We start from the raw sequence: 21,598 nt of genomic DNA on the forward strand, positions 1-21,598 counted from the left end.
AACACAGGTGTGCGGACGTCGCCCACCTAGCCGGGGGGCGAAACAGATATGAGATTGATCCTTTTGGGGCCGCCGGGCTCGGGCAAGGGAACCCAGGCGCAGCGGCTGGTGCACCGGCATGGCATCGTTCAGCTCTCGACCGGCGAGATGCTGCGCGCCGCGGTTGCCGCGGGCACCCCGGTCGGTCTGCAGGCCAAGGAGATCATGGCCAATGGCGGCCTGGTTCCCGACGAGGTCGTGGTGGGAATCATCGCCGACCGAATCGAGGAGCCCGATGCCAAGAAGGGCTTCATTCTCGACGGTTTCCCGCGCACCGTGCCGCAGGCCGAAGCGCTCGACGAACTGCTCAAGAAGAAGCACCTGAAGCTTGATGCCGTCGTTGAGCTGCGCGTCAACGAGAGCGCGCTGCTCGCCCGAGTCGAGAAGCGCGCCGAGGAAACCCGCGCGCGCGGCGAGGAAGTGCGCCTCGATGACACGCCGGAAGTGCTGACCAAGCGCCTGGCGCAGTACCGTTCCATGACGGAACCGCTGATTCACTATTATTCGGAGCGGCGGAAGCTCCTGACGGTCGATGGCATGATGACGATCGAGCACGTCACCCGCGAGATCAACCGGATCCTGACCGCGCTCGGCGCGCTGGAACCGAAGGAGCACGAGGAGCCCAAGCGGGCCGCCAGGAGCGCGTCGAAGGCCTCCAAGACGGCCAAGAAGACCGCACAGAAAGCGACCAGGAAGGCTGCCAAATCGGCCAAGAAAGCCGCCAAACCGGCCCGGAAGGCCACCAAGGGGGCCTCAAAGGCGGTCTCCAACGCCAGGGGGACGAAGAAAGCCGCCAAGAAGGCTGGAAAGAAGGCCGCCAGCGCTGCGAATGCCCGGAAGGGGGTAAAAGCGCCCAAAAAGGCCGCAAAAAAGCTCACGAAAAAGCGAGCTAAACGCTAGGAGCGGTTGACGAAACCGACATGAATCCTTTAATAAGCCCCGCATCCAAGTTGGATAGTTTTATGACGATGCCGGGCCCCAAAGGACACGAGGGGTGGGCGTCGTGTTCGCGTTTGTGGACACAAGCCCGCAAGTAGCAAGAACTTGAGAAGCCCGTATCCGTGATGGAGCGGCGACAGGAGAGAAGTCCGTGGCCCGTATTGCCGGCGTCAACATTCCGACCAACAAGCGCGTCCTGATCGCGCTTCAGTACATCCATGGTATCGGCCAGAAGAACGCTGCCGACATCATCGAGAAGGTGAAGATCCCGGTGGATCGTCGCGTCAACCAGTTGACCGACCAGGAGGTCCTCCAGATCCGCGAAGTCATCGACCGCGACTATCTGGTCGAGGGCGACCTCCGTCGCGAGGTCGGGATCAACATCAAGCGGCTGATGGACCTCGGCTGCTATCGCGGCCTGCGTCATCGCCGCGGTCTGCCGGTGCGCGGCCAGCGCACCCACACCAATGCGCGCACGCGCAAGGGGCCGGCCAAGGCGATCGCCGGCAAGAAGAAGTAAGTTTGGCGAATTGCAGGTGGGGGGTAGCGAATCGAAATTCGCTACTCGCCATTTGCGTTTTGAGGTGTAGCCGCTGGCACTACGGCGGCGTTGAGATCACAGGAAAGGTTTGAAATGGGCAAGGAAGCCACCCGCGTACGCCGCCGCGAACGCAAGAACATCGCCTCCGGCATCGCGCACGTGAATTCGTCGTTCAACAACACGACCATCACCATCACCGACGCGCAGGGCAACACCATCGCCTGGTCGTCGGCCGGCACGATGGGTTTCAAGGGCTCGCGCAAGTCGACCCCCTATGCCGCGCAGGTCGCGGCTGAAGACGTCTCCAAGAAGGCGCAGGAACACGGCATGCGCACGCTGGAGGTTGAAGTGGCCGGCCCGGGTTCGGGCCGTGAGTCGGCGCTTCGTGCGCTGCAGGCTGCGGGCTTCACCGTCACCTCGATCCGCGACGTGACCACGATCCCGCACAATGGCTGCCGTCCGCGCAAGCGTCGGCGCGTTTGATCTGTAAGTCGCGGGCGGCATCTCGCCGCCCTGCGATGGTTTTTGGAATTGACCGCGCGGACTGATCCGCGATCTCCAACGCCAGGTTTGGCCATTCGATTGGCCCGATGACCGGCAAAGGGTGAAACAGTGACGATCCAGAAAAATTGGCAAGAACTCATTCGACCGAACAAGCTGCAGGTGACGCCGGGCTCGGACGCGAGCCGGTTCGCCACCGTGGTCGCCGAGCCGCTTGAGCGCGGCTTCGGCCAGACGCTCGGCAACGCGCTGCGCCGCATCCTGCTGTCCTCGCTGCAGGGCGCGGCGGTGCAGTCGGTGCACATCGACGGCGTGCTGCACGAGTTCTCCTCGATCGCCGGTGTCCGTGAAGACGTCACCGACATCGTCCTCAACATCAAGGACATCTCGATCAAGATGCAGGGCGAAGGCCCGAAGCGCATGGTCGTGAAGAAGCAGGGCCCGGGCGCCGTCACCGCCGGCGACATCCAGACCGTCGGCGACGTCACCGTGCTCAACCCCGACCTGCAGCTCTGCACGCTGGACGACGGCGCCGAGATCCGCATGGAGTTCACGGTCACGACCGGCAAGGGCTATGTCGCCGCCGAGCGCAACCGTCCCGAGGACGCCCCGATCGGCCTGATCCCGGTCGACAGCCTGTTCTCGCCGGTCCGCAAGGTCTCCTACAAGGTCGAGAACACCCGTGAGGGCCAGATCCTCGACTACGACAAGCTGACCATGACGATCGAGACCAACGGCGCGATCACGCCGGAGGACGCGGTGGCCTACGCCGCGCGCATCCTGCAGGATCAGCTCAACGTGTTCGTCAACTTCGAAGAGCCGCGCAAGGAAGTCACGCAGGAGATCATCCCCGATCTCGCGTTCAACCCGGCGTTCCTCAAGAAGGTCGACGAGCTCGAGCTGTCGGTGCGTTCGGCAAACTGCCTGAAGAACGACAACATCGTCTACATCGGCGACCTCGTGCAGAAGTCGGAAGCGGAAATGCTCCGCACCCCGAACTTCGGCCGCAAGTCGCTGAACGAGATCAAGGAAGTGCTGGCCCAGATGGGTCTGCATCTCGGCATGGAAGTGCCGGGCTGGCCGCCGGAGAACATCGACGAGCTCGCCAAGCGCTTCGAGGATCACTACTGATCCACAGCATGATCCCGGAAAAGTGCGAAGCGGTTTTCCGATCAGGATCATGCTCAAACAAGACAGCGAAAGCGCGACGTCGCGCTTTTGCGGGCGAACGCAGGATGCCCACCTGCACTTGTCGCTGAACCACCGCGACAGAATTGAAGAAGGAAGAAGTCAATGCGTCACGGCAAGGTTCATCGGAAGCTCAACCGCACCGCCGAGCACCGGCGTGCGATGTTCGCCAACATGGCGGCCGCGCTGATCAAGCACGAGCAGATCGTCACCACGCTGCCGAAGGCCAAGGAGCTGCGGCCGATCGTCGAGAAGCTCGTCACCCTCGGCAAGAAGGGCGGCCTCGCCCTGCGCCGCCAGGCGATCTCCGAGCTGCGCGACCAGGATCAGGTCAAGAAGCTGTTCGACACGCTGGCGACCCGCTACAAGGACCGCCAGGGCGGCTACACCCGCATCATCAAGGCCGGCTTCCGCTACGGCGACAACGCGGCGATGGCCGTGATCGAGTTCGTCGACCGCGACGTCGACGCCAAGGGCCAGGACTCCGGTCCCGCCCAGGGCAACGAAGCCGAGGCGGCGTAAGCCGCTCTTGAGCCAGGGTTTTGAAAAACGGCGCCTTCGGGCGCCGTTTTTGTTTGCGCCAGGAACGGCATCCAGTGCGCACCGCTCCATCCACGTCATTGCGAGCGAAGCGAAGCAATCCATGCGCCGCAAGCGGAGTCATGGATTGCTTCGTCGCTTCAGCGCAAAATTGCTTTGCAATTTTGTCGCGAGCTTCTCGCAATGACGGTGGAATAGAATCATCCGGCGCGAATCGTCGCGATGAAATTGTCGAGCTCCTGCCGCAAGCGGACGTTGCCGTCCGACAACAGCCGCGAGGAGCTCAGCACCTGGGACGAAGCTGTGCCGGTCCTGGAGGCGCCGCTGGCGACCTGTCCGATGCTGACGGCCACCTGCGAGGTTCGCTCCGAGGCGATCTGAACGCTCTCCGCGATGCTCCGCGTCGCGCTGCCTTGTGCATCGATGGCGCCAGCCACATCGGAGGCGATCTGCGCGATCCGCTGGATGATGCCGGCGATATCGCTGATCGCACCGGCGGACTCCCGCGTTGCCGCCTGGATATCCGCGATCTGCGCGCGGATGTCCTCGGTGGCCTCGGCGGTCTGCCTGGCGAGCGTCTTGACCTCCTGCGCGACCACGGCGAAGCCCGAGCCTGCGTTCCCGGCCCGCGCGGCCTCGATCGTCGCGTTGAGCGCGAGCAAATTGGTCTGCCGCGCGATCGCGGCGATCAGCTGCACCACGTTGCCGATGCGGTCTGCGGCGGATGCCAGCTGGGCCATCCGTGTGTCGGTCTGCTGCGCCTGCGCGACCGCGTCGCTGGCGAAGCTGGCCGACTCGCTGACCTGGCGGCCGATCTCGGAAGCCGATGCGATCATCTGTTCGGTCGCCGCCGCAACCCGCCTGACATTGTCGGAGGCCTCCTCGGAGGCGGCCGCGACATTGGCGGACAGGTCCTGGGTGTGATGGGCGGTGTCGCTCAGATCGCGCGCCGACGCCGCAAGCTCCTCGGAGGCCGCCGACACCGTCGCGATGACGTTGCCGGCGCTGGCCTCGAACGCCGCCGCGAGCCGCGCCAGTTCAGCCCTGTGCCGACCCGCGGCGCGGCGGTCTTCCTCGAGCCGGGCATCGAGCTCAGCGCGCGCCTTGTCCTGTGCCCTGGTCTTGAAGCTCTCGACCGCCCGCGCCATTCCGCCGATCTCGTCGCTGCGATCGAGGCCGGGCAGCACGACGTCGAACTGTCCTTCGGCGAGTTGCCGCATCGCCGCGCTCATCCGGCTGATCAGGCCCGCGACCCGCCGGCCGAACAGGATCGCAAACAGCGTCAGAACGAACGCAACGATCCCGATCAGCCAGCTGAACGACTGCCTGAACGCGTCGGCCTTGCGCTGCGCGAGCTCAGCGCGGACATTGACGGCGTTCGCGACCTTGACCAGCACCGGGCGGGTGCGGTCGAAGATCTGGCTGAGGTCGTCGAGCTGATCGTCGAGCGTCTGGCGCGAGACCAGGAAGCCGGCGAAGGCAAGCTTGTAGGCGCGGGCGAGACCGAGCGTTTCGGTCTTCACTTCATTGGGGAGGGCGGACGCCGCCAGCGCGGTCTCGAACTCGTCCTCGCGCGCGTTGAGCTGGTCGCCGAAGCGCTCTTCGCCGCTCAGCGCAAAATCCTTCTCAAGGCGGCGCATCGTCAGCAGCAGGACGGTGAGGCGCGGCTGATCGATCTGTCCGACCTTGGCTTCGAATTGCTGGACCGCGCTGCGCAGCTTGCCCTGCAAGCCGTCATTCGGGTTCATGCCGAGGACGCGCTGGGCGCCGACGATGTTCTGGAACCGCGTCGCGTAGAGATTGATACCGCTGCGCAGCGAGGCAACCTGCCGGATCGGATCTCCTTCCGGCGCGGCCATCGCGAAGGCTTCGAGCCTGTCGAGCAGGGCGATCTCGTCGGCAACGCGCGCGGCGAGCTGCTTCGCCAGGCCCTCATCGCGCGACTTCAGGAAGCGCGCCGCGATCTGCTGCGCCTCCAGGAAACCATCCGAGAGCTCGGACAGCTGTGCCCTGAACCGCATGTTGTCGTCCGACTCGCGCTGAACATTGGCGGCGTAGTCGAGGCCGCCGAGGCAGGTGACGCTGATGATGGCGACGCCGCCAATCCCGAGCATCGCGATCTGGCTCTTGAGGCTGGGACGAAATCGCTTCAGGACATCAGCGGCGAACGGCTTGATCCTGGACACAACGAACATCTGATGCATTCCTGTCAGTCGCGGAGCTCCGGACGTCGTTGTTGAAGAGAAGGTCGCGTCCGGTTGCCAACACAACAGCTCGCGCTGTTTGCGGCGACGCTTAGCGGCGGCGAATTGACAATGTGTGAAAGCGTTCGGCGCGCACGCGATGTTTCATATGAAGATTGGATGAAGGTCGCAGTGACGATGCATCAACCAAGATTCGCGCGTGGTCACTCGCGACGAAAATGAGTATCGTGCCTCACGCACGTCATCCGCGCGACATGCTTGCGGTCGGCAGTCGGCGGTGCTGAGATGCCGCTCCGCATTTACGCGAATTTGCGCATGCCTGCCTGACCCCCGGTTGCATCCGCGTGCGCGCATCCAATATGCCTGACAGGCAGACAGGAGACCTCTCATGAAAATCGACCTTTCCGGAAAGACTGCGCTGGTGACCGGCTCGACCGCGGGTATCGGCAACGCCATCGCCAGGGGGTTGGCGGCAACCGGCGCCGAGGTCGTGGTCAATGGCCGCGGTCAGGCCAAGGTCGATGCCGCGGTCGCCGCGATCGAGCAGGCGGTGCCGGGTGCGAAGCTGCGCGGCATCGCGGCCGACGTCTCGACCGCGGCCGGTTGCAAGGCGCTGCTTGCGGCGCTGCCCGAGGTCGACATCCTCGTCAACAATGCCGGGATCTTTGAGCCGAAGGGCTTCTTCGAGATTCCCGATGAGGACTGGAGCCGCTTCTTCGAGGTCAACGTGATGTCGGGCGTGCGGCTGTCGCGCGGCTACATGCAGGGCATGCTGAAGCGCAACTGGGGCCGCATCGTCTTCATCTCCTCGGAGTCCGGCCTCAACATCCCGACCGAGATGATCCACTACGGCATGACCAAGACCGCGCAGCTTGCGATCGCGCGCGGGCTCGCGGAGCTGACCCGCGGCACCGCCGTCACCGTCAATTCCGTGCTGCCCGGACCGACGATGTCAGAAGGCGTCGAGACCTTCGTCAAGGATCTCGCCAAGCAGAACGGCCAGTCGGTCGAGGAGGCGGCCGCCAACTTCGTCAAGCAGCACCGCCCGACCTCGCTGCTGCAGCGCTTTGCCAGCACCGAGGAGATCGCCAACCTCGTGGTCTATGCCTGCTCGAAGCAGGCGTCGGCGACCAATGGCGCCGCGCTGCGCGCCGAGGGCGGCATCGTCAACACGATCGCGTGAGACGCAGCCATGTCAGCCTATGTGATTTCCGAGGTCGACGTGAAGGATGCGGCAGGCTTCGAGGCCTATCGCACGATCGCCGCCCAGGCCATCGCGCAATTTGGCGGACGTTATCTCGTGCGCGGCGGTGCTGCCGATGTGGTTGAAGGCGGGCCGCCGCCGAAGAACATCATCGTGGTCGAATTCCCGTCGATGGCGCGGCTGCGCGAATGGTATGCGTCGCCGGAGTACGCCGAGGCACTCAAGCATCGTGCAACCGCGCTGGAGCGCCGGCTGATCTTTGTGGAGGGCGTGCCGCCGGTCTAGCCTTTGGCGCCGTCCAGAAACTCGCTGAATCCTGCGGGGCGATAGGGGCCGAAGCATATCTGCTCCAGCACGCCAATTCCGGTCCGGTCGCTTTGGCGGGCGCGCACCACTTGCTGCACGTGGACGTTCTCGCGGGCCAGCGGATCGAGCGTCGCAGGATCGAACGATTCGCCGCCGATCTCTAGCTCGCCTTTCCACATGCCCTGGCCCCATTGCGGATGACCGTAGCCGAGACCCTTCATCTGGAATTTGAGGATCGGATCGAGTGCGATGGTCGTGGTGTGGCCGTCGATATCGACGAGGTCGATCTCGGCCGACTGCGCCAGCCGGGTGTTCGGAACGTATTTGACGCGATGCCGCGCGGTCGCCATGCGGCGGTCGAGCCCGTCGACGACGCCGGGGATCTCGGCCTCGCTCCGGTACAGCGGCGCCGTGATGCCCTCGCGGACCAGCGCCTCGCCTTGCGTCCCGTCGAAGAAGATGGCGTGCGAGATGTGATCGTCCCAGACCAGCGGCGCCCACAAGAAGAACACGCTCGGCGGCGGCATCGGCGCACCGCCGACGTCGCGTTCACCGACATTGCGGACGCCCCAGGAGCGATCCTTGGTGCCATAGCAGGTGCGATCGTCGACCTTGATCCCGCCGTCGGGGTGATGCACGACCCCGCTCCAGCGGCCGAACTGGTCGAACCGGGTCGAATCCATCGCGCGGCGGTCGCCCGACCACAGCGTCTGGCGGGCTTCCTGGATCGCCGCCGTGCGCGCGGAAAAGGTCAGGTCGCAGGCAAGGCCGGTCGCGTTGTCGTCGAGCACGACGCGGGTCCGCAACATCGGTTCGAGCACCTCGAGCCGGAACGGACCGACCTGCATCTCGGTGCGCTCGATCGGCGCGCGCCGCGAGCCGTAGAAGCAGTGCTGTCGTCCGCCGCGCTCAACCACGCTGAAGGCGCAATCGAGGATCTTGCGATGCGGGTAGATCGCAATCCCGATGCCGAAATAATACGCGCCGTCGGCGGTATAGCCGTTGAACCAGGTGCGGTCATAGACATTGCGGTCGCTGGTTGAGGGAACCGCGATCGGCTCGGGCGTCTGGTGGATGGGGAAGTCGTCAAGTTTGTTGAGCACGCCGATCCCTTTCGCTGTTCTTGGAGCAAGATGAGTTTGGATTGAATCGGTTCGGCTACGCACTCACTCAACCTCGCCCCGATGGGGAGAGGTCGATTTGCGAAGCAAATCGGGTGAGGGGCCGCAGCACCAGCGAGGGACCGTGATCCCTCACCCGGCGCTACGCGCGACCTCTCCCAAGGGAGAGGTGAACTTCCGTCACCGATCCGGCTCAACCAATCTCATCACGTCTTAGTCCCGCCAGTATGAGAAACTGTCGTGATCCAGGGCTTGCGCGCAGGCGCCGCGGGTCATTTTCAGGAACAGCGCATCGCCGCGCTCGGAGCGCTGCACGCTGAGCGCGGAGACGACGCCCATCATGATTCCATGTAGCGTGTAGCGCCGGTAATCCCGCCAGCATTGATCCCAGCCGTAGCCCCGCACGCCGCGGCGGATCAGCTCCGAATGATAGAACCGCACCAGGTCAATTTCATGTAATCGCCGCTCGGACGGGTCGATGCCGGCCGACAGGAAATAGGCGACGTCGACGATCCCTGGCCCCACCGTCAGCGTCTGCCAATCCAGCGTCGCCATCGGATGGGTGTTACCGCGGACGTCAAAGAGGATGTTGTCTAACCTGAAGTCTGCATGTTGCAACGTTCGCGGCGTCGATCGATCGGACTGGTGGCGCGGTATCGCGTCCGGAAGCCGGTCGATCAGATCAAGGAACTCCGGCTCGATCACACCGTGATATCGCTCCTTGTAGTGACCGATGCTGCCGGGCAGCACCGCACGAAGGTCTCTGCGCCGGCTTGCGGCAACCACGAAGCATTGCACCGTGTCGAGCGTCGGGTCGTTCCAGCGTGGTGCATGCAGCGCGGCGGCCTCACGCATCGCCGTCAGACAATCCGCGATCGCGCATCCGGCGAGCTGGTCGCCGGGTCGCGCGGGCGCCAGATCTTCCAGGATCAGCGTAAAGTCGTCGGTCGCCGGATCGATTTCGGCGAGGATCGGCCGCGGCGTGTGAATGGCAACGGTCGCCGCCAGCTCGCGATAGAACGCGACTTCGCGGACATAAAGCGTGTGCGCGGAACCGGAACGGCGGCTGTCGGGATCTGCCGCCGGAAATTTGCCGACGACGCTTGCGGGCGCGCGCGGCTCATTGCCGTCATAGGTCAGGTGAAATCGATAGCTGTCGCCGACGAGGCCATTGCCGACCGGCGTGCACGCGAGATCGATGACCCTGACCTGGTCGATCAGGCCGGCTTCGCGCAGCGCCCGCGTCATCCACTCCGGATCGATCCGCGACGGATCGGCCGTGAGCAAACTCATCGGTTTCCTCCCATCCCCTGTATCCCCTTGGGGCGTCACCACCGTTCCAGCCGCGTCTTGCGCGGCGGGATTGAGGACGGGGTGATCGTTGCCGCGGATCATACAGGCGATGGCGGCTTTGGCAAAAGCGCCGCGCCGGCGTGTGGGGATATCTCGTAGGGCGGGTCGCTGCTCTTACCGCATTGCAGCCGCTTTTCCCCAGATCAAGTGATGGTAAGTGAATTCGGTCGTCATTGCGAGCGAAGCAATCCATCTGCCCGCAAACGCGGTTAGATGGATTGCTTCGTCGCTATCGCTCCTCGCAATGACGACCGAGGCAGAACCGTGACGTAATAGGCCTAATCCCGTGCTGCTGTGGGCCTACCAACCCTCCAGCACGATCTTGCCGCGCGACTTGCCGCTTTCGAGCAGCGCGTGCGCGCGCTTGAGGTTGGCGGCGTTGATGGTGCCGAAAGTCTGGTCGAGCGTGGTGCGCAGCACGCCCTTGTCGATCAGGTCGGCGACATCGTTGAGCAGATGATGCTGGGCGATCATGTCAGGGGTCTGGAACGACGAGCGCGTGAACATCGACTCCCAGTGGATCGACACCGCCTTGCCCTTGAAGGCGGCAACGTTGAATTCGGCGGGATCGTCGATCAGGCCGAACTTGCCTTGCGGTGCGATGAAGTCGGCGATCGACTTGTAGTGCTGGTCGGTGAAGGTGAGGCTGGCGACGAGGCCGACCGGCGGCAGCTTCAGCTTCTCGATCTGCTCCTTCATCGGCTGCGAGTGATCGATCACCGCATGCGCGCCGAGATCGCGGCACCACTTCTGCGACTCCGGCCGCGTCGCGGTCGCAACCACGGTCAGCCCCGTGAGGCGGCGCGCCAGCTGGATCAGGATCGAGCCGACGCCGCCGGCGCCACCGGTGATCAAGAGCGTGCGCGGATCGAGGCTCTTGCCCGGCACCGCGCCGAGCCGGTCGAACAGCAGCTCCCATGCGGTGATCGATGTCAGGGGCAGGGCGGCCGCCTGCGCGAAAGACAGCGATGCCGGCTTGTTGCCGACGATGCGCTCGTCGACCAGATGAAATTCCGAGTTGGTGCCCTGGCGCAGGATCGAGCCCGCGTAGAACACCTCATCGCCGGGCTTGAACAGCGACACGTCGGGCCCGACCGCATCGACCACGCCGGCCGCGTCGAAGCCGAGGATCTTGTAGCCGCCGTCGGTCGGCGCCGCGCGCTTGCGCACCTTGTAGTCGACCGGGTTGGCCGAGATGGCCTTCACCGCGACGCGGATGTCGCGCCCCCTGGGTTCGGGCTTGGCGATCTCGAAATCGACGAGCGAATCCGCCGCCTCGATCGGCAGCGACTTTTGGTATCCGACGGCCTTCATGCCTGGTCTCCCTGGTGGGCGATTGCCTGCCGCTTACCTGTCGCGCTGGCGTCCTTTTGGCAAGTACTGTAAAAACAGGGAACTAGTCCCTGTTTGTATACTATTGGGAAATTACCGATGAAACGGAAGAATTTTGCCCGCCGGCCGGGCTGCGCGGTCGAGGCCGCGCTCGACCTGATCGACGGCAAATGGAAGGGCGTGATCCTGTATCATTTGCAGGCCGGCACCCAGCGCTTCGGCGAGTTGCGGCGTCGGATGCCCGGCATCACCCAGCGCATGCTGACCAAGCAGCTGCGGGCGCTCGAGGACGACGGCCTCGTGATCCGCAAGGTCTATGCCGAAGTGCCGCCGCGGGTCGAATACACGCTGTCCGAGCTCGGCGAGAGCCTGCGTCCGGTGATCGACATTCTGAAAGCCTGGGGCGAGGGCCATCAGGAACGGCTGTCCTGCGCCCCGGCGCCGGAGGTCGTCGTGAGGAAGAAGCGCGCGGCCTGACAGGCGTTCGCGCTTCACCTCTCCCGGAGGGAGAGGTCGGATCGCATCGCAAGATGCGAGCCGGGTGAGGGATTACGCTCCATCGAGGAAGCGGCAGCCCTCACCCGAATTGCTTCGCAATTCGACCTCTCCCCATAGGGGAGAGGTAAGTCACGTCAGAACGCGACCTGCGTGCGCAACGCGACCGCGTCGAACTTCGAGCCGGCGTCGGCAGGCGAGGTCGTCGAGACCTGCTTGGCGATGTCGCCGTGCAGGTAGTTCAGCATGAAGCGGACGTTGTTGTTGACGTACCAGTTCAGCGCGGCGGTGTAGACGGTCTGCCGTCCACCCGCGACGCCGACCGCCTGGCCGACCTGGTCGTTGAGGTTCATCGTGCTGACGCGGCCGGCGATTTCCCAGGCGCCCCAGCCGCCGCCGGCGAGCGATACCGGATCGTGCGGCTTGATACCGCCATAGGAGGCCGTGGCCGGGTTGTAGGCGTGGTTCTCGCCGGTCAGCACGTAGCCGACCTGCGCGTAGCCGCCGTCGAATTTCAGGCTCGGCGCGCCGAACGGCGGCAGCCCGGTATTCGCGGAGCGGTCGACATTGAACCAGTAGTATTCGCCCTGCGCGATGAACGGGCCGTAGGTCGCCGCCGCCTCGACGCCGTAGACCTGAGCGCCAGAGACGTTGGCGATCGTGCCGGTCGAGATCAGCGTCGTCGGGTCGATGCGCAGTTCGGGCCGGTCGCTGAGCGTGAGCGTCTGCGCCTGCGTCAGCTGGTTGCGCGGCGGCTGCACCAGCCATTCCGCGTCGGCGCCAATATGCACCGAGTAGTTCTTGCCGCTGATCGGATTGCCGGCGACGCGGACGACGCCGCCATACTGCTCCGACGTTCCGGCCGGCGTGACCGAGGACGCGGAATGGATCGCGCCTGTCGTCGGCCCGGTGACATAGCCGCCGATCCACAGCTGGTCGTTCCACCAGCGGGTGCCGGCGCCCGAACGGAAATCACCGGCCGCGATGTTCTGCGCGATGATGCCGACCGAGGCGCGCTCCATGAACAGGATGTCGTTGGAGCTGGTCGATTCGTCCAGCGTCCACGGGATGTCCATGATGCCGCCTTCGATCGCCATCTTGCCACCGAACGGCTTGAAGCCGGTGTAGCTCAGATAGGCATTCTCGACGCCGGAGGTGCCGCCGCCGGGCAACGATCCCGGTGCTGCGCCGCCGAAGCCATCGGCCGAGCCGCCGAAGTCGTAGATCAGCGCGTAATTCCAGTCGCCGAAGAATTTGCCGACGATGCCGATGCGGGCGCGGCGCAGGTTCTCGCCGCTGTCGAGCTTCTGCGGCGAGGTGTTCGCGGTGTTCGGACGATAGTCGTAGCCGCCGACATCCCAATGCACGCGGCTCGTGATCGCAACGCAGTTCTGTTCGTCGGCGGTGCAGATCGTCGGCCGGTTGTTCGGCATCGTCACCACGACGCCGGACGGTGCGACCGGGCCCTTCACCGGGATCGCGGCATTGGCGCTTGCGACGCGCGCGGCCTTGGCATCCGCCGCCTTGGCATTGGCGTTTGCGCTGGCCGCAGTCGCGGTATTGGCATTGGTCTGCTTCTGCAGCTTGTCGAGCTTCTGCTCGAGCATCTTCAGCTGCTGCTTCAGCAGCGCGATCTCCGCGTCGCTGCCGCCTCCGGCCGATTGCGCATAGGCCGGTGAGGCGGCGAGCGCCCCTGCTAGCCCGATGGCGATTGCACCAACTTTTGTCGCACCCATTGTGCACCCCTGTTTTGTTTGAAGTCCCCACTCACTCACTGAGACGTCCTAGGAGTCGAACGTGACTGACGCACGACAGTGCTTCCAGGCATCGCAGTTCCGCTTGTTGTCCGCGGGCAACAAGCGGAGCGGCGCAGTGAGATGACAGCCATCATAGATGCTTGGCGGCGCGCTTCAACGCGGCGGCCAGGGGTTTTGCACCGGTCCGGCCGGGGCCAGTTATCCGCCCTGGCGCCCTTCATTTGCCCGGCGAACACGCCTATATTCCGGCGTTTCCACGAGAGGTGAGAATGCTCCAACCCGTCCGATTCGCTGCAATATTCGCTCTGTGCGCCTTGGCTTTCATGGGGAATCCGTCCCCGGCCGCGGCCCAGGATCGTCGCGTGCCGTCGTCGCAGGCTGAGCTCCAGCTGTCCTATGCGCCGATCGTGCAGCGGGTGCAGCCGGCGGTGGTCAATGTCTATGCCGCCAAGACGGTGCAGAACCGCAATCCGTTCCTGGACGATCCGATCTTCCGCCGCTTCTTCGGCGTGCCGGGGCAGCAGCCCGAGCAGATGCAGCGCTCGCTCGGCTCCGGCGTGATGGTCGACGGCTCCGGCCTCGTGGTGACCAACAATCACGTGATCGAGGGCGCCGACCAGGTGAAGGTCTCGCTCGCCGACAAGCGCGAATACGAGGCGGAAATCGTGCTGAAGGACAGCCGCACCGATCTTGCGGTGCTGCGGCTGAAGGGCACCAACAAGGAGAAATTCGCGACCCTCGACTTCGCCAATTCCGATCAGCTGCAGGTCGGCGACGTGGTGCTCGCGATCGGCAACCCGTTCGGCGTCGGCCAGACCGTGACGCATGGCATCATCTCGGCTCTGGCGCGTACTCAAGTCGGGATCACGGATTATCAATTCTTCATTCAGACCGACGCCGCGATCAATCCCGGCAATTCGGGCGGCGCGCTGGTCGACATGACCGGACGGCTCGCTGGTATCAACACCGCGATCTTCTCGCGCTCCGGCGGCTCGCAGGGCATCGGCTTTGCGATCCCCGCCAACATGGTGCGGGTGGTGGTGGCCTCCGCCAAGAGCGGCGGCAAGGCCGTGAAGCGGCCATGGCTCGGCGCGCGGCTGCAGGCGGTGACGCCCGAGATCGCGGAGACGCTGGGACTGAAGCTGCCGACCGGTGCGCTGGTCGCCAATGTCGCACCGAACAGCCCCGCGGCGAAGGCCGGGCTGAAGCTGTCCGACCTGATCGTCGGCATCGACGGCACGCCGATCGACGATCCCAACGCGTTCGACTACCGCTTCGCGACCCGTCCGCTCGGCGGCAACGCCGAGATCGAGGTGCAGCGCGCCGGCAAGCCGGTGAAGCTGACCGTGCCGCTGGAGACCGCGCCGGACACCAACCGCGACGAGATCGTGCTGACCGCGCGCTCGCCGTTCCAGGGCGCGAGGGTCGCCAACATCTCGCCGGCGCTGGCCGATGAGCTGCATCTCGACGCCGGCGCGGAGGGCGTGGTGGTGACCGAGCTCGCCGATGACGGCACCGCCGCCAATGTCGGCTTTCAGAAGGGCGACATCATCCTGGCGGTCAACAACGAGAAGATCGTGCGAACCAGTGATCTCGACAAGGTATCGAAAGCGGGCTCGCGGATCTGGCGCATCACGCTGGTGCGCGGCGGCCAGCAGATCAACGTGACGCTCGGCGGATGAGCCCGAAACAACCGCGCGAGGCCAGCAACCTGTTCGCCGCGGCGGGGATGGAGCAGGACGCGCCACACCCGCTGCCGGACCGGTTGCGCCCGCGCACGCTGGCCGACGTCGTCGGCCAGGATCACATCCTCGGCCCCGACGGCGCGCTGACCCGCATGCTGGAGACGCGCACGCTGGGCTCGCTGGTGTTCTGGGGCCCGCCCGGCACCGGCAAGACCACGGTGGCGCGGCTGCTGGCCGATGCCACCGAGCTGCATTTCGAACAGATCTCCGCGGTGTTCTCGGGCGTCGCCGACCTGAAGAAGGCGTTCGATGCCGCGCGCGCCCGCCGCGAGACCGGCAAGGGCACGCTGCTGTTCGTCGACGAGGTGCATCGGTTCAACCGCGCGCAGCAGGATTCCTTCCTGCCGGTGATGGAGGACGGCACGGTGGTGCTGGTCGGCGCCACCACCGAGAACCCGTCCTTCGAGCTCAATGCGGCGCTTCTGTCGCGCGCCCGCGTGCTGGTGTTCCACTCGCTTGATACGGCGGCGATCGAACGGCTGTTTGCCAATGCCGAGAAGATCGAGGGCAAAGCCCTGCCGCTCGATGCGGAAGCGCGCGCCGTGCTGGTGCGGATGGCCGACGGCGATGGCCGCGCCTCGCTGACATTGGCCGAGGAGGTCTGGCGCGCCGCGCGCAAGGGCGAGGTGTTCAACGCCGAGCAGTTGCAGGCCATCCTGCAGCGCCGTGCGCCGATCTACGACAAGTCGGCCGACGGCCATTACAACCTGATCTCGGCGCTGCACAAGTCGGTGCGCGGCTCCGATCCGGATGCGGCGCTGTATTACCTCGCGCGGATGTTCGATGCCGGCGAGGACCCGCTGTTCCTGGCGCGGCGCGTGGTGCGGATGGCGGTCGAGGACATCGGCCTGGCCGATCCACAGGCGCTGGCGGTCTGCAACGCCGCCAAGGATGCCTATGATTTCCTGGGCTCGCCGGAGGGCGAGCTCGCGATCGCGCAGGCCGTGGTCTATCTCGCCACCGCGCCGAAATCGAACGCGGTGTACGCCGCGTTTGGCGCGGCGATGCAGACCGCAAAGCAGGGCGGCTCGCTGCTGCCGCCGAAACACATCCTGAATTCGCCGACCAGGCTGATGAAGTCGGAGGGCTACGGCTCCGGCTATCAGTACGATCACGATCAGCCCGACGCGTTCTCCGGCCAGGACTACTTCCCGGAGGCGCTCGGCCGTCAAACCTTCTACGATCCACCCGACCGCGGCTTCGAGCGCGAGATCCGCAAGCGGCTCGATTACTGGGCACGGCTTCGCAAGGAGCGGGGCGGGAGCTAGCTAAGACGGCCTCGCATAGGCGGATTGATCGACAGTGCGAGAGCTTGCTAAGGCCGATGATGTCATCGAATAACACGCCCCACTCGTTGCGGCGTGTTTGTCCGCCTCTGGCGCATCGCCGCATAGCCGCCGCCGGCTTCCAAGTCTCAACAAAGCCGCGACTCGGTCAGATTAAAGCGGCCGGCGCGGAGAACCGCGATGGGACGGAAGCCACTCTCGGTCAGGAGCCGATGATATTCCCTTTCGGTCCGTTCCCGTCCACCTGGACCGCGCAGCATGTTTAAATCGCTCATCGCGCACGACCTGCCCGCGTCATCGGGACCGGGCAATTCCGGCATCGCACGTTCGACTAATAGCAGTCTGCCTTTTTGGGGAAGCGCTTTGCGGCAGTTTCCCAGAATGATGCGGCTGCGCTCATCATCCCAGTCGTGAATAATGCTTTTCAAGATGATCGCATCGGCCACTGCAGGCACCGCGCGAAAGAAATCGCCTGCAACAAAGTCGACGCGATCGGAGATTCCGAGGTGCCCGAAGTGCTGGTTGGCGGCGTCGGCGCACCTCGGCAGATCGAAAACCGTTCCTCTGATGGTTGAATATGCCCTCGCCACCGCGCCCATGAGTTCCCCGGAGCCGCCTCCGACATCCATCAAGTGGGTGATCGTGCCAAGGTCGTAGGCCTGCAGTAGATCGTGCGTGACCAGCCGTGTCAGGTCTGTCATGGCTTCATTGAATATCCGCACATGCTCTGGCGAGCGCGCCATCAGGTCGAAATTGTCGTCGACGTCCTGAAGTTGGGAAGCCGTCTTGCCCGACATGATCGAATCCAGAAGACCATCCCACCTCCTGGTCAGCATGGAGCCTTCAAAAATGACCCAGTTCTTGAATGATCGTCCCGCAGCACCGTCGAGTCCCGCTCCCAGTTCGGTTAGCAAGTAGCGGCCTTCACCGACGCGAGAGCAGATACCGACGGTCGAGAGAGCGACGAGCAAGCGGGCAAGTGCGTCCCGATCCGTGTGGGTTCGACTCGCAAGTTCATCGACCGTTCGCGGTCCGTCGCGCAGCAACTCGGCGAGCCCCAGCCGGGCAGCGACATAGATCACTGCCGTCACGCGGTGCGATTGAACAAGATCCAACAACTTTTCGCGGGGATCGGTGGTCATGTGCCGCTCTAGCCTTCGATCGGGAATCCTGACGCCGTGACGATTGGTCCCCAGCGTTCGAACTCGGCGCGCTGGATATGTTTAAGTTCGTCCGATGTCGTTCCTGTTGGCTCGCACCCGATGGCATGAATCTTTGCGCGCATTTCGGGATCGCTCCCGATTGCAATGATCTCTTTTCCCAGGCGCTCAACGAACTGACGCGAGGAATGGGCACGCGCATAGAATGCGAACCACCCGGCCGCGTCGATATCGATCCCGCTCTCCTTCAGAGTTGCGGTCTGGGGCAGGAAGGAAGATCGCGCAGCAGCTGCGGTGGCGATGATGCGTATGCCACCGCCCCCATGTTGCTCCAGGAGTTCGGAAAGAAACGCCATATACATCGGGATCCGGCCGGCCAGCACATCCGGGAGAGCAGCAGACGTACCCCTATAGGGCGTGTGGCGCAGGTTTAGGCCAGTGATCCGGCCAAACTCGCCGCAGATGAAATGAGGTGCTGTACCTGCTCCCGGCGAGCCGTACACGGCCTGTTCGGGATTGGCCTTCATCCAGTCGATGAGTTCGTGCACCGAATGGATGGGCAGTTTCCCGCTGACCGCCAGAGCCAGATCGACCGTCATCACCTGGGAAAGTGGCACAAAGTCGCGCTCTGCATCATATCCCAGGCTCCTGAAGAGATGCGGCTGAAGTGTGAATTGCGAAGCGGAAGCAAACAGCACTGCCTCCTCTCCCGGTGCGGCATTCTTGACCGCCTGAGCGCCGATGCGGCCGCCAGCGCCAGCAAGGTTCTCCACAATCGCCACCTTGCCGAGCCTGATATGAAGCTGCTCGGCAAACAGCCGGGCGATCGAATCTCCCGACCCACCAGGCGCGAATGGAAACACGATCTTCAGCGGCCGGTCGGCAGCAATAACGGGTAGCGGAAGAGCCAGAGCCGAAAACCCGGCCAGTATGGCGCGACGCGAGTAAAGCTGCATGGCGTTCTCCATGTGCTTGGGACAGCAATGCGATGATCCGGCCGGCTTTCCATCTCGCTATTCTGAAGCAACAACGCTATAACCCGAAATTGCATTTTCCTATCGGGCTATAACGTGAGGTGAATACCCATGCAGTGGCACGACCGCATCGGCAGACGCCTACGCCTCAAGGATCTGCATACGCTGCAGACCGTCGCAGAGGTCGGCAGCATGGCCAAGGCGTCTCGCCGTCTCGGGTTGTCGCAGCCGGCGATCTCCAAAGCTATCACCGATATGGAGCATGCCGTCGGAGCTGCGCTGCTGGATCGCACTTCGCGCGGAGTTGAACTCACTCAGTGCGGTCGCCTTCTTGTTGATCGCACGCGCGTCGTTTTCGACGAAATAAAGCTAGGTGTTACCGAAATTGTGCAAAGGTCAGATCCGGCGCAAGGGCTCGTTGCGATCGGTACGACCGAGCCGGTCACCGCCATCGTTACAGAAATTATCGGACATCTCGTCCGCAGATATCCAGGCATGAGGTATCATATCACGATAGGTGATCGGGATGCGCTGGAGCATGCTCTGCGCCAGAGAACGCTTGATTTGGCGATAACGCGCTGGGCGCCGTTGCCGGTCGCCGATGATTTGTCCGCGGAGGTGCTGTTTAGATCCTCCCTTGCGGTGATGGCGGAGCGACGGCATCCGCTCGTGCGATCGAGGAAGAAGTTGAAGCTCGCAGAACTCATGCAAGAGCAATGGACGCTCTCGCCGCCCGATACTTTTTTGGGGCGTACCGGCGCCGAGCTATTTCAGCGACATAACCTGCCGCTTCCGCCAACGACGGTCACCACAATTTCAATCTACATGCGGCTGAATCTGTTGGCGAGCAGCCGGTTTATAACCCTATTGCCCATGCAGATACTCAGAATGCGATCGAGTAGCGCATGGCTGCGCGCGCTGAACGTCGATCTTGGCGATACTTCCGCCCCGATAGCCTCAATCACCTTGAAGGGACGACGGGCCGGAGGTGCCGTCAAATTATTCCAAGAGGCCAGCCGGGAGGTCTGTAAGGCGCTGGTTGGAGTGAGCTGATTGGTCCGAGCGGACTGAGCCCGCAAATGCCATATACAACAGCCTTGGGTCGAGAAGCATTTGCGTGACTTCTGAATATTAGAAATATATCTCTGAGTTGCCCGACGTGTCAAGTTGGCTTGGTCGAATGCCGGCCGTCGACTACTTTGCATGGGGTTGTTTTCGATATTTTGCCATGCCCGCTGCGAAGGCTCACAACTTCATATTCTCTAGCGCGTCACTTGACGCTCCTTCTGTTGCAGCGGTGGGTAGAGCGCGGCGGTCCTGGGCGGGTCGACGACGCGGCCGAGTTCCAGGAGTTTCCAGGCCAAATCTTCCGGCATCCGGCTTTGCTGGGCCAGCGCCGGGCCCGCGAGCATCAGGGCCGCCGCCAAAGCCGATATCGTCGATCTCATTCCAAGGATCCTTCCAAGGATCCTTCCGAGGCTCTGCTGGATTGCCGCAAGCGACCAAACATGGCCGAGTCGCGCCGGATTCGCACCGATTTCGCCGTGACGATTCGCGGCATTTGCGCTAGGCACAGAGCAGGTCTGGAGCCGAAAAACCACCATGAGCCGCCGTATCAAGAGAACCATATCGCCGCGCGACCGTGCCAAAGCAGGCGCGAAGGGATCCGTGAAGGGGCGTGACAGGGATCGCGATCAGGATCGTGGCAAGGCGGTGGCCGGGCCTCGCAGCCGCAAGCCTGACGACCGCAAGTCCAGCGACCGCCCGTTCTCGCAGCGCGCCGCCGCCAAGCCGCCACGCTTCGCCGAGCCGCGTCGCGACCGGTTGCAACGGCCTGAACCCGCGGCGCCGAAGCCCGCAAAGGCTGCGGCCGAGCAGCCCTTGCCGACCAAGGTGCAGACCGTGGTCGTCACGGCAGACGAGAACGGCATGCGCGTCGACCGCTTCCTCGAGGCGCGGTTTCCCGGCCTGTCGTTCTCCCATATCCAGCGCATCGTCCGGAAGGGCGAACTTCGGGTCAACGGCAAGCGCGCCGATTCCAAGGATCGGCTGGAGGAGGGCCAGAGCGTGCGGATCCCGCCGCTGCGGCTCGACACGCCAAAGACTACGGGCACGCTCTCGGAGGCCGAGGCGAAGACGCTGCAGGCGCTGAAGGACATGACCTTGTACGAGGACGATGACGTGCTGGTGCTGAACAAGCCGGCCGGTCTCGCCGTGCAGGGCGGCTCCGGCATGACGCGCCATGTCGACCAGATGCTGGAGGTGATGCGCGACGCCAAAGGGCAGAAGCCGCGCCTCGTGCATCGTATCGACCGCGAGACCTCCGGCTGCCTGCTGATCGCCAAGACGCGTTTCGCTGCATCGTTCCTCACCGGCGCGTTCCGTCATCGCTCTGCGCGCAAGATCTACTGGGCGCTGGTCGCCGGCGTGCCGAAGCCGAAGCAGGGCCGGATCTCGACCTACCTCGCCAAGGAGGAGAGCGAGGAGGACAGCATCATGCGGATCGCCGAGCATGGTGACGAGGGCGCGAGCCACGCCGTGACCTATTACGCCGTGGTCGAGGCCTCCGCGACCAAGCTCGCCTGGGTCTCGCTCAAGCCGGTGACCGGCCGCACCCATCAATTGCGCGCCCACATGGCACATATCGATCACGCCATCGTCGGCGATCCCAAATATTTCAACAAGGAGAACTGGCAGCTGCCGGGCGGCTTGCAGAACCGGCTGCATCTGCTAGCCCGCCGCATCGTGATTCCGCACCCGCGCGGCGGCGTGATCGATGTCAGCGCGCCGCTGCCGCCGCACATGCTGCAATCCTGGAATCTGCTTGGGCTCGAGGCCGACCGGTTCGATCCGATCGAGAACGCGCCCGAGGAGTGACGGGCCGGGCGCCGCCCTGCAATATCCGTCGCGGAC

At 64.2% G+C, this 21,598-nt stretch carries 20 protein-coding genes; 12 read left to right on the forward strand and 8 right to left on the reverse strand.

Annotated features, from left to right (window positions below; genetic code table 11):
• Nucleotides 1-48 precede the first annotated feature (48 nt).
• The 5 genes from AKN84_RS09150 (at nucleotide 49) to rplQ (ending at nucleotide 3,730) form a co-directional block, all read left to right on the forward strand.
• Entirely contained in the window at nucleotides 49-939 is an 891-nt protein-coding gene (locus tag AKN84_RS09150) for an adenylate kinase (RefSeq protein ID WP_050420403.1), read from the forward strand.
• A 190-nt stretch (nucleotides 940-1,129) separates the two neighbouring features.
• The gene (gene rpsM / locus AKN84_RS09155; protein ID WP_050420404.1) at nucleotides 1,130-1,498 is read left to right on the forward strand and encodes a 30S ribosomal protein S13; all 369 of its coding nucleotides are present in this window, start codon (nucleotides 1,130-1,132) and stop codon (nucleotides 1,496-1,498) included.
• A 114-nt stretch (nucleotides 1,499-1,612) separates the two neighbouring features.
• The gene (rpsK, locus tag AKN84_RS09160; RefSeq protein WP_006021048.1) at nucleotides 1,613-2,002 is read left to right on the forward strand and encodes a 30S ribosomal protein S11; all 390 of its coding nucleotides are present in this window, start codon (nucleotides 1,613-1,615) and stop codon (nucleotides 2,000-2,002) included.
• Nucleotides 2,003-2,131: 129 nt separating this feature from the next.
• Nucleotides 2,132-3,151, forward strand: a complete 1,020-nt coding sequence (locus AKN84_RS09165) for a DNA-directed RNA polymerase subunit alpha (protein ID WP_018272129.1) — start codon at nucleotides 2,132-2,134, stop codon at nucleotides 3,149-3,151.
• Nucleotides 3,152-3,313: 162 nt separating this feature from the next.
• Nucleotides 3,314-3,730 carry a 50S ribosomal protein L17 gene (rplQ, locus tag AKN84_RS09170; RefSeq protein WP_050420405.1) on the forward strand — a complete coding sequence of 139 codons (417 nt, stop codon included), beginning with the start codon at nucleotides 3,314-3,316 and terminating at the stop codon, nucleotides 3,728-3,730.
• A 218-nt stretch (nucleotides 3,731-3,948) separates the two neighbouring features.
• Here rplQ and AKN84_RS09175 read toward each other — a convergent pair whose 3' ends face one another.
• On the reverse strand, nucleotides 3,949-5,943 hold the full coding sequence (locus tag AKN84_RS09175; protein ID WP_162240855.1) for a methyl-accepting chemotaxis protein: 1,995 nt from the start codon (nucleotides 5,941-5,943) through the stop codon (nucleotides 3,949-3,951).
• A gap of 397 nt (nucleotides 5,944-6,340) precedes the next feature.
• Here AKN84_RS09175 and AKN84_RS09180 point away from each other — a divergent pair, with 397 nt between their 5' ends.
• On the forward strand, nucleotides 6,341-7,135 hold the full coding sequence (locus tag AKN84_RS09180) for an SDR family NAD(P)-dependent oxidoreductase (RefSeq protein ID WP_050420407.1): 795 nt from the start codon (nucleotides 6,341-6,343) through the stop codon (nucleotides 7,133-7,135).
• 9 nt (nucleotides 7,136-7,144) lie between these two features.
• Entirely contained in the window at nucleotides 7,145-7,441 is a 297-nt protein-coding gene (locus AKN84_RS09185; RefSeq protein WP_050420408.1) for a DUF1330 domain-containing protein, read from the forward strand.
• Here the strand turns inward: AKN84_RS09185 and AKN84_RS09190 are convergent.
• From AKN84_RS09190 to AKN84_RS09200, 3 genes are all read right to left on the reverse strand, one after another.
• A complete protein-coding gene (locus tag AKN84_RS09190; protein ID WP_050420409.1) occupies nucleotides 7,438-8,565 on the reverse strand; it encodes an Rv3169 family protein in 1,128 nt (375 codons plus the stop codon). The genes AKN84_RS09185 and AKN84_RS09190 overlap by 4 nt on opposite strands.
• A 231-nt stretch (nucleotides 8,566-8,796) precedes the next feature.
• Nucleotides 8,797-9,876: a phosphotransferase gene (locus AKN84_RS09195; RefSeq protein WP_050420410.1), complete on the reverse strand. Its 1,080-nt coding sequence runs from the start codon at nucleotides 9,874-9,876 to the stop codon at nucleotides 8,797-8,799.
• A 360-nt stretch (nucleotides 9,877-10,236) separates the two neighbouring features.
• Nucleotides 10,237-11,250, reverse strand: a complete 1,014-nt coding sequence (locus AKN84_RS09200; protein ID WP_050420411.1) for a zinc-binding alcohol dehydrogenase family protein — start codon at nucleotides 11,248-11,250, stop codon at nucleotides 10,237-10,239.
• A gap of 117 nt (nucleotides 11,251-11,367) precedes the next feature.
• Here AKN84_RS09200 and AKN84_RS09205 point away from each other — a divergent pair, with 117 nt between their 5' ends.
• The gene (locus AKN84_RS09205) at nucleotides 11,368-11,745 is read left to right on the forward strand and encodes a winged helix-turn-helix transcriptional regulator (RefSeq protein WP_050420412.1); all 378 of its coding nucleotides are present in this window, start codon (nucleotides 11,368-11,370) and stop codon (nucleotides 11,743-11,745) included.
• A gap of 155 nt (nucleotides 11,746-11,900) precedes the next feature.
• Here the strand turns inward: AKN84_RS09205 and AKN84_RS09210 are convergent, their stop codons facing one another.
• Complete coding sequence (locus AKN84_RS09210; RefSeq protein WP_050420413.1) at nucleotides 11,901-13,499, reverse strand: OprO/OprP family phosphate-selective porin; 1,599 nt, start codon at nucleotides 13,497-13,499, stop codon at nucleotides 11,901-11,903.
• Nucleotides 13,500-13,843: 344 nt separating this feature from the next.
• Here AKN84_RS09210 and AKN84_RS09215 point away from each other — a divergent pair, with 344 nt between their 5' ends.
• Both AKN84_RS09215 and AKN84_RS09220 read left to right on the forward strand, forming a co-directional pair.
• On the forward strand, nucleotides 13,844-15,202 hold the full coding sequence (locus AKN84_RS09215) for a DegQ family serine endoprotease (protein ID WP_128970569.1): 1,359 nt from the start codon (nucleotides 13,844-13,846) through the stop codon (nucleotides 15,200-15,202).
• On the forward strand, nucleotides 15,199-16,533 hold the full coding sequence (locus AKN84_RS09220) for a replication-associated recombination protein A (protein WP_050420415.1): 1,335 nt from the start codon (nucleotides 15,199-15,201) through the stop codon (nucleotides 16,531-16,533). The genes AKN84_RS09215 and AKN84_RS09220 overlap by 4 nt, the downstream gene beginning before the upstream one ends.
• 146 nt (nucleotides 16,534-16,679) lie before the next feature.
• Here the strand turns inward: AKN84_RS09220 and AKN84_RS09225 are convergent, their stop codons facing one another.
• Nucleotides 16,680-17,693, reverse strand: coding sequence for a methyltransferase (locus AKN84_RS09225; protein ID WP_050420416.1), 1,014 nt, complete (start codon nucleotides 17,691-17,693; stop codon nucleotides 16,680-16,682).
• An 8-nt stretch (nucleotides 17,694-17,701) separates the two neighbouring features.
• The gene (locus tag AKN84_RS09230; protein WP_157863265.1) at nucleotides 17,702-18,667 is read right to left on the reverse strand and encodes a tripartite tricarboxylate transporter substrate-binding protein; all 966 of its coding nucleotides are present in this window, start codon (nucleotides 18,665-18,667) and stop codon (nucleotides 17,702-17,704) included.
• Nucleotides 18,668-18,796: 129 nt separating this feature from the next.
• Between AKN84_RS09230 and AKN84_RS09235 the strand changes: the two genes are divergently transcribed.
• Entirely contained in the window at nucleotides 18,797-19,738 is a 942-nt protein-coding gene (locus tag AKN84_RS09235) for a LysR family transcriptional regulator (protein ID WP_050420418.1), read from the forward strand.
• Between the two features lie 209 nt (nucleotides 19,739-19,947).
• On the opposite strand, the gene AKN84_RS44755 is transcribed toward AKN84_RS09235, so the two are convergent.
• On the reverse strand, nucleotides 19,948-20,133 hold the full coding sequence (locus AKN84_RS44755; protein WP_193399636.1) for a hypothetical protein: 186 nt from the start codon (nucleotides 20,131-20,133) through the stop codon (nucleotides 19,948-19,950).
• A gap of 154 nt (nucleotides 20,134-20,287) precedes the next feature.
• On the opposite strand from AKN84_RS44755, the gene AKN84_RS09245 reads away from it, so the two are divergent.
• Nucleotides 20,288-21,562, forward strand: coding sequence for an RluA family pseudouridine synthase (locus tag AKN84_RS09245; protein WP_050420420.1), 1,275 nt, complete (start codon nucleotides 20,288-20,290; stop codon nucleotides 21,560-21,562).
• Nucleotides 21,563-21,598 lie beyond the last annotated feature (36 nt).

The organism is Bradyrhizobium tropiciagri, assembly GCF_001189845.1.
Lineage (GTDB): Bacteria > Pseudomonadota > Alphaproteobacteria > Rhizobiales > Xanthobacteraceae > Bradyrhizobium > Bradyrhizobium tropiciagri.

Bases quoted from the DNA above. Each gene is read 5' to 3' on its own strand.
- AKN84_RS09150 (WP_050420403.1), top strand. From the start codon at position 49: ATGAGATTGATCCTTTTGGGGCCGCCGGGCTCGGGCAAGGGAACCCAG.
- rpsK (WP_006021048.1), top strand. From the start codon at position 1,613: ATGGGCAAGGAAGCCACCCGCGTACGCCGCCGCGAACGCAAGAACATC.
- rplQ (WP_050420405.1), top strand. From the start codon at position 3,314: ATGCGTCACGGCAAGGTTCATCGGAAGCTCAACCGCACCGCCGAGCAC.
- AKN84_RS09175 (WP_162240855.1), bottom strand. From the start codon at position 5,943: ATGTTCGTTGTGTCCAGGATCAAGCCGTTCGCCGCTGATGTCCTGAAG.
- AKN84_RS09180 (WP_050420407.1), top strand. From the start codon at position 6,341: ATGAAAATCGACCTTTCCGGAAAGACTGCGCTGGTGACCGGCTCGACC.
- AKN84_RS09185 (WP_050420408.1), top strand. From the start codon at position 7,145: ATGTCAGCCTATGTGATTTCCGAGGTCGACGTGAAGGATGCGGCAGGC.
- AKN84_RS09195 (WP_050420410.1), bottom strand. From the start codon at position 9,876: ATGAGTTTGCTCACGGCCGATCCGTCGCGGATCGATCCGGAGTGGATG.
- AKN84_RS09200 (WP_050420411.1), bottom strand. From the start codon at position 11,250: ATGAAGGCCGTCGGATACCAAAAGTCGCTGCCGATCGAGGCGGCGGAT.
- AKN84_RS09205 (WP_050420412.1), top strand. From the start codon at position 11,368: ATGAAACGGAAGAATTTTGCCCGCCGGCCGGGCTGCGCGGTCGAGGCC.
- AKN84_RS09210 (WP_050420413.1), bottom strand. From the start codon at position 13,499: ATGGGTGCGACAAAAGTTGGTGCAATCGCCATCGGGCTAGCAGGGGCG.
- AKN84_RS09215 (WP_128970569.1), top strand. From the start codon at position 13,844: ATGGGGAATCCGTCCCCGGCCGCGGCCCAGGATCGTCGCGTGCCGTCG.
- AKN84_RS09220 (WP_050420415.1), top strand. From the start codon at position 15,199: ATGAGCCCGAAACAACCGCGCGAGGCCAGCAACCTGTTCGCCGCGGCG.
- AKN84_RS09225 (WP_050420416.1), bottom strand. From the start codon at position 17,693: ATGACCACCGATCCCCGCGAAAAGTTGTTGGATCTTGTTCAATCGCAC.
- AKN84_RS09230 (WP_157863265.1), bottom strand. From the start codon at position 18,667: ATGCAGCTTTACTCGCGTCGCGCCATACTGGCCGGGTTTTCGGCTCTG.
- AKN84_RS09235 (WP_050420418.1), top strand. From the start codon at position 18,797: ATGCAGTGGCACGACCGCATCGGCAGACGCCTACGCCTCAAGGATCTG.
- AKN84_RS44755 (WP_193399636.1), bottom strand. From the start codon at position 20,133: ATGAGATCGACGATATCGGCTTTGGCGGCGGCCCTGATGCTCGCGGGC.
- AKN84_RS09245 (WP_050420420.1), top strand. From the start codon at position 20,288: ATGAGCCGCCGTATCAAGAGAACCATATCGCCGCGCGACCGTGCCAAA.